Annotated in this window: 6 protein-coding genes; 4 read left to right on the forward strand and 2 right to left on the reverse strand. The window is 74.1% G+C overall.

Features of this window, described 5'->3' with window-relative positions:
- On the forward strand, positions 1–1,027 hold a 1,027-nt coding region (locus VR45_RS32990), incomplete at its 5' end, for a YncE family protein (protein ID WP_045943572.1).
- Between the two features lie 47 nt (positions 1,028–1,074).
- Here VR45_RS32990 and VR45_RS32995 read toward each other — a convergent pair.
- The gene (locus tag VR45_RS32995) at positions 1,075–1,308 is read right to left on the reverse strand and encodes a WhiB family transcriptional regulator (protein ID WP_052709559.1); all 234 of its coding nucleotides are present in this window, start codon (positions 1,306–1,308) and stop codon (positions 1,075–1,077) included.
- A gap of 322 nt (positions 1,309–1,630) precedes the next feature.
- On the opposite strand from VR45_RS32995, the gene VR45_RS33000 reads away from it, so the two are divergent.
- From VR45_RS33000 to VR45_RS33010, 3 genes are all read left to right on the forward strand, one after another.
- A complete protein-coding gene (locus tag VR45_RS33000; RefSeq protein ID WP_159394440.1) occupies positions 1,631–3,181 on the forward strand; it encodes a PD40 domain-containing protein in 1,551 nt (516 codons plus the stop codon).
- 120 nt (positions 3,182–3,301) lie between these two features.
- A complete protein-coding gene (locus VR45_RS33005; RefSeq protein ID WP_045943575.1) occupies positions 3,302–3,937 on the forward strand; it encodes a TetR/AcrR family transcriptional regulator in 636 nt (211 codons plus the stop codon).
- Entirely contained in the window at positions 3,934–4,698 is a 765-nt protein-coding gene (locus tag VR45_RS33010; RefSeq protein WP_045943576.1) for a glucose 1-dehydrogenase, read from the forward strand. Before VR45_RS33005 ends, VR45_RS33010 begins: the two co-directional genes overlap by 4 nt.
- Before the next feature lie 120 nt (positions 4,699–4,818).
- Here the strand turns inward: VR45_RS33010 and VR45_RS33015 are convergent, their stop codons facing one another.
- Complete coding sequence (locus VR45_RS33015; RefSeq protein WP_045943577.1) at positions 4,819–6,090, reverse strand: cytochrome P450; 1,272 nt, start codon at positions 6,088–6,090, stop codon at positions 4,819–4,821.
- Positions 6,091–6,426 lie beyond the last annotated feature (336 nt).

Genomic DNA, 6,426 nt, shown 5'->3' on the forward strand with positions numbered 1-6,426 from the left:
GCCCCCGACAGCGACCCCCACGCCGGCCGCCGCCTCCCCCGCCCTCCTCGTCACCGACTTCGGCGCCGACACCGTCACCTTCGTCGACCCCTCCCGCCCGGGCCGCGCCGCCGACCTCGGCTCCGTCCGCGTCGGCACCGCCCCGTACGGCCTCGCCGCCGCACCCGACGGCACCGCCTGGGTCGCCACCGCCGAGGGCGTCGCCGTCGTCGACACCCGCGCCCGCACCCGCGTCGCCCTGGTCCCCCACACCACCCGCACCGGGCCGGTCACCACCGGCGAGTACCGGGGCGGCGGCATGGGCATCGCGCTCTCCCCGGACGGCGCCCGCGCCTACGTCGGCGTCAACGTGCCCGGCGGCAACGGCACCCTGGAGGTCGTCGACACCGCGACCCGGACGGTCGTCCAGGTCGTCCCGGTCGGCCGCCGGCCCTTCGACGTGGACGTCTCCGCCGACGGGCGCCAGGTCTACGTCACCGACCACGACTCCTTCGACGTCACCACGGTCGACACCGCCACCTGGGCCACCCGCCGGACCGAGGTCGCGCCGTACGGCACCGAGGGCGGGCTCGGTTCCTGGCTCAAGCCGCACTACACCGCTGTCCGCCCCTCCGACGGCGCCCTGCTGCTCCCCTTCGAGGGCGAGCGCCTCGCCGTCGTCGACCCGTCCACCGGCCGGGTCACCGTCGAGCCGATGACCGCCAACACCCATCAGCACGGCGTCACCGCCGCACCCGACGGCACCCTCTACATCGTCGGGACCGGCCCGATCGACCCAGCCACCGACGCCGGACCGTCGCTCACCGTCCGCGCTCCCGACGGCAGCGAGCGCCTCGTCCCGCTGGACGGCCCGCACGAGACCGTCACCCTGTCCCCCGACGACCGCACCGCCTACGTCTCCGGCGGCTTCACCCGCGAGGGCGGCTGGGACGGGCTCACCGTGGTCGACACCGCCACCGGCCGCAGCACCCGCCTCCCCGTCGGCCACCGCCCGCTCGCCGTCGCCGTCCTCCCGAACCGCCCCTGACGGAGGATCCCGAAGGACCGACGCGCCGAAGCCGCCGTGCGGCGGGTTCACGCGCTGCGCCGGCGGATCGCGCGGCGTTCGGCTTCCGTCGTCCCGCCCCAGATGCCCTCCACGGCGACGTTCAGCGCCCAGTCCAGGCACTCCGGCGCCACCGGACAGCGGCCGCACACGGCCTTCGCCTCCTCGTTCTGCGCGACGGTCGGGAAGCTGGTGCCGCTCCCGATGGGGAAGAAGAGTTCGGGGTCCGTGCCCCGGCATCCGGCCGACGCACGCCAGTTCATCTCCCGCACGGTGCCCTCCGTTCTCGCGGTCTCCTCCTCCATGACTGCGCAGGGGCGGCGATTGTGACATTGGCCGCCGGGCGCGGCGGGAGGCCGAGGACGTCGCGGCGGTGCGGCAGCCCGCCGGGTACGGGCGGCCGGTCCGGCGCTGGACGTCCACCGACCCCAGGATCGGGCAATCACTCTGTCCTATAAGCCAGTTGACGTATCTTCCACTTCGGATCCCCCTCGATCGTTGACGACCGGCCGTCCGGCGGATTGGCTTCCCGGAAAGCCCGCCACCGGGAGGGAGCCCGGCCGGGCGACCTGAGGGGAACCCTTGATGACACATACCAGCCGGACGTCCCGCAACCGCTGGCTCGCGGGAGGCGGAGTGCTGGCCGCGGCCGCCGTGATCGCCGCCACCGCCGCCCCGGCCCAGGCCCTGGCCCGGCCGGTGGCGCGCGGTACCGTCCAGATCAGCACCGGGGTGAACGGCACCGCGCCCGACGGACAGTCGGCCGGCCAGGGCATCAGCGCCGACGGCCGCTACGCCCTGTTCACCTCCTGGGGCACGAACCTGGTGGGGCAGCCAGGGAAGGGCGGGCGCGACGCCTATGTGACCGATCTGCGCAACGGGCGCACCGAGCGGGTCAACCTCTCCGACGCGGACGAGCCGCTGAACGGCTTCACCGACTACGTCGCGATCAACGCCAACGGCCGTTACGTCGCCTTCGACAGCGAAGCCGAGGGCGTGGCCCCCGGCGCACGGGTGACCGGGCGCGACGAGGTGTACCTGCGCGACCGCTGGACGGGGCGCACCGAGCTGGTCAGCGGCAGCGCCGCCGGAACCGACACCGACCAGTACCACGCCTCCTACGCACCCTCGATCAGCGCGGACGGCCGGTACGTGGCGTTCGTGTCCTCCCGGACCGACCTCGACCCGACCGTGGTGGACACCGAGCCTCCGGCCACCGGCGCCGACCCCTCGCTGGCCCGGCCGTACACCTGGAAGTACAACGTCTACCTCACCGACCGACGGACCCACACCACCCGGCTGATCTCCCGGGACGTGAACGGCAAGCCGGGCGAGAGCCTCTCGGTGCACCCGACGATCAGCGCGGACGGCCGCACCATCGGCTTCTCCTCGCTCTCGGCGCTGCTGCCGGAGGAGCAGCCGACCGCGGCACCCGCCCCCGCCGACGTGGAACCGACCCCGGGCGCCGCCGAGGCCGCGCGCCGGATCACCCCGCCGGGGGCGGCGCAGTCGCTCGCCTCCCATCCGACCTCCGCCGTCTACTACGTCTACGACGTGCCCACCGGGCGGCTGACCCCGGCGAGCACGGGCACCGACGGTGTCCTCGGCAACTCCAGCTTCGCGGCGACGATCAGCCCCGACGGGCGGCGCGCGATCTACACCCTGGCCGAGCCCGGCGGCTCGACCAACGGTCACCGCTACCACACGGTGCTCCACGTCCGGGACCTGCGGACGGGCACCGTGACCAAGGTCAGCGGCGGCCTGCCGGGCACCAGCTCGGTCGGCTCCTCGGACCACGGCTCGATCACCGCCGACAACCGCTGGCTCTACTTCGAGTCCGCCGCCGACAACCTGGTGGCCGGCCCGCAGCACGCGGACTGGGACGTCTACCGCCAGGACCTGCGCACCGGCCGCACCGAGCGGGTCTCCACCGCCGCCGACGGCTCGCTCGGCAACGGTTCGTCGCGGGAACCCTTCGTGGACGCCGCGGGCCGCACGGTGGTGTTCGGTTCGACCAGCCGCAACCTGGTGGCCGGCACCGACGCTCCGGCGGCCGAGGACTCCCAGGTCTTCACCACGTCCGTCGGCCGCCACCGGGGCGACGGCGACGACCGGGGCGAGAACGAGAACGGCTGACGGGCCGGGAGGGCCGGTCAGTACGGGCCCGACCGGCCGCACCGGCCGGTCGGGCCCGACACGCCGACCGAGCGGCGGCCTGCTTTGCGATTAATAATGCCCAGTATTAATCTTGGACCCATGGCAAGGACGTCGGCGGGCCACGACACCCGCGAGAGGCTGCTCCGGGCAGCGGAGGAACTCTTCGCCACCCGGGGTGTGGAGGCCTCGCTCACCAAGGACATCGTCCGACTGGCCGGACAGAGCAACCCGTCCGCCGTGCAGTACCACTTCGGCTCCCGCGAGGGGCTGCTGGAAGCGATCATGGCCGCCCGGCAGGAGCGCACCGAGCGGGCGCTCGCACCGAGGCTCGCCACCCTGGCGGAGCAGGACCTCCCCGGGCTGCTCGACGCCCTGGTCACCGCCGAGGCCACCGAGCTGCGCACCGAGCAGGGCCGGCACTGCCTGCGGATCTCGGCCCAGGTCAGCCGCGGCAGCGGCGTCCGCACCCGGACCCCGCACCCCACCCTCGCGGGCGGCGGCTACTGGCGGCTGATCGCGCTCGCCGAGCAGCGGATCTCCGGCCTGCCGGAGCCGATCCGGCTGGAGCGGCTCGACCTCGCGCTCACCCTGATCGGCGCGGCGCTGGCCGACCGGGCGCAGCAGTACCTCACCGGGTCCACCCCCCTGACGGACGAGGAGACCTTCCTCGCCGACCTGGTGACGATGTCCGCCGCCATGCTCTCCGCCCCCACCCCTTCGAGGAGCACGTCATGAACGACCTGACCGGCAAGACCGTCATCATCACCGGCGGCGCCCGCGGCCTCGGCGCCGAGGCCGCGCGGCTGGCCGTCGCCGCCGGTGCCAACGTGGTCATCACCGACGTCCTGGAGGAGGACGGCCTGGCCACCGCCGCCGAGCTCGGTGGGCGGGCCCGGTTCGTGCGGCACGACGTGACCTCCGAGGAGGACTGGCAGCGGGTGGTGGACCACGCGGTGGCGGAGTTCGGCGCGGTGCACGGTCTGGTCAACAACGCGGGCATCTCCACCGGCACCCTGCTCGCGGACGAGAGCGTGGCGTACTTCCGCAAGGTGCTGGACGTCAATCTGACCGGGGTGTTCATCGGGATGAAGACCGTCGTCCCGGCGATGCGCGCGGCCGGCGGCGGCTCGATCGTCAACATCTCCTCGGCGGCCGGTCTGATGGGCCTCGCCCTGACCGCCGGTTACGGCGCCTCCAAGTGGGGCGTGCGCGGCCTCAGCAAGATCGGCGCGGTCGAGCTGGGCACCGAGCGGATCCGGGTCAACTCGGTGCACCCGGGCATGACCTACACCCCGATGACGGCGGCGGTCGGCATCCGGCAGGGTGAGGGCAACTACCCCAACACCCCGATGGCCCGCGTCGGCGAGGCCCCCGAGATCGCCACCGCCGTGGTCTACCTGCTGTCCGACGACGCCTCCTACGTGACCGGCGCCGAACTCGCGGTGGACGGCGGCTGGACCACCGGGCCGACCGTCAAGTACGTCATGGGGCAGTGAGCCGGGGGCAGTGAGCCGGGCGCTCCCCCAGGCCCCCTGACAGAGCCCTCCCGCGCGCCGCGTCCCGGAACGTCCCCGGGGCGCGGCGCGCGGCGGTCCGTCATCCGCTTCTCGCCGGACCTACCGCACCCCGTCGAGCAGCACCGGGAGCTCGCGGTGCCCGTTGGAGATCAGCGACTCGACGGGCCGCAGCTCGGCGTCCGGGGCGAGGGCGAGGTCCGGGAACCGCTCGAAGAGCAGACGCAGGGCCGTCGCCCCCTCCAGCCGGGCCAGCGGGGCGCCGAGGCAGAAGTGCGGGCCGTGGCCGAAGGCCAGGTGGTCCTTGACCGGACGGGTGACGTCGAACACGGCGCCGTCCTCCCCGTAGCGGACGGGGTGGCGACCGGCGGCGGCGTAGGAGGCCAGGATCGGGTCGCCCTTGCGGAGGACCACCCCGCCGGGCAGCTCGATGTCCTCGACGGCGTAGCGCAGCGGCAGGTGCGCCACGGGCGCGTCGCGGCGCAGCGCCTCCTCGACCACATCGCCCCAGCCGACCTTGCCGGCCCGGACCAGGGCGAGCTGCTCGGGGTGGGTGAGCAGCGCGGCGATGGCGTTGTCGATCAGGTTGACGGTGGTCTCGTAACCGGCCGAGACGACCAGCAGGAGGGTGTCGCGCAGCTCCTCCTCGGTCAGCGCCGAGGCACCGGCGGTCACCGCCGCCCCCTCCGACCCGCTTGCCCCCTCGGCCACGTCCTCCCCGTCGCCGGTGTCGCGGGCGGCGATCAGCAGCGAGGTCATGTCGTCGGCGGGCTCGCGACGCTTGGTGGCGATCAGCTCGTCCAGCATGCCGTAGAAGGACGTCAGGTTGGCGACGGCCTCCTCGGCGGTGCGGGTGGTGTCGAAGACCCGGTCGACGGTGGTGCGGAAGCTGTCGGTGAGGGAGTCCGGGAGTCCCAGCAGCCGGGCGATGACCTGGATCGGCAGCCGGTAGGCGAGGTGTTCGCGCAGGTCGACGGGGGTGCCCGGCGGCATCGCGGCCAAGTCGTCCAGCAGGGAGTCCGTCAGCTGCTCGACCTGCTCGGTCATGGCGTTGATCCGGCGGACCGAGAACGCGGTGCCGACCAGCCGGCGCAGCCGCCGGTGCTCCGCGCCGTGGGCGGTGAACATGTTGTGGGCGGCCACCCAGATCGCCAGCGGCCAGGTGGGGACGACCTCGGCGAAGTCCGGCCAGTGCTGGACGCCGTCCTTGGACACCCGGGGGTCCTTGAGCAGTTCCTCCAGCAGCTCCGGGTCGGCCACCGCCCAGGCCCGCACCCCGAGGATGTCGATGGGCGTCGCCGGGCCGCGCTCGAACAGCTCGGCGGTCTCGGCGTCGCGGTTGCGACCGGTCGGGTCCAGCACGAGTCGTTCCACGGGGGCTCCTTCGGTCGGGTGACGGAGGCGCGCGGCGGTCGGGCCGCCGGTCGGGCCGCGCACGGGGACGAGCATGCCGCCGCGCGCCGGTCACGTCGAGAGGGCCTTTGCGACACGGACGGTGACGGTGCATCAGGCGAACGCCCCCGACGCACCCCGCCCGGCGTGCGCGACGGCCCGGGCACCGGGGTGGCCACGCGCGGCCCCGGCGCCGCCGACAGGGCGACACCGCTGACGGGGCGACTACCGGTGAGTACGGCGTGGTCGGCGCGGCGGCCCGGGGACGCTGCTCCGGATCGATGCGCAACCGCGCCGAAGACCGGGAGCCGTTCATGC

Origin of the sequence: Streptomyces sp. NRRL S-495, assembly GCF_000966955.1 — a bacterium.
GTDB classification, from domain to species: domain Bacteria; phylum Actinomycetota; class Actinomycetes; order Streptomycetales; family Streptomycetaceae; genus Kitasatospora; species Kitasatospora purpeofusca.

Excerpts from the sequence above, each read along its gene's own strand:
- VR45_RS33010 (WP_045943576.1), top strand. The coding sequence starts at position 3,934 with ATGAACGACCTGACCGGCAAGACCGTCATCATCACCGGCGGCGCCCGC.
- VR45_RS33000 (WP_159394440.1), top strand. The coding sequence starts at position 1,631 with ATGACACATACCAGCCGGACGTCCCGCAACCGCTGGCTCGCGGGAGGC.
- VR45_RS32995 (WP_052709559.1), bottom strand. The coding sequence starts at position 1,308 with ATGAACTGGCGTGCGTCGGCCGGATGCCGGGGCACGGACCCCGAACTC.
- VR45_RS33005 (WP_045943575.1), top strand. The coding sequence starts at position 3,302 with ATGGCAAGGACGTCGGCGGGCCACGACACCCGCGAGAGGCTGCTCCGG.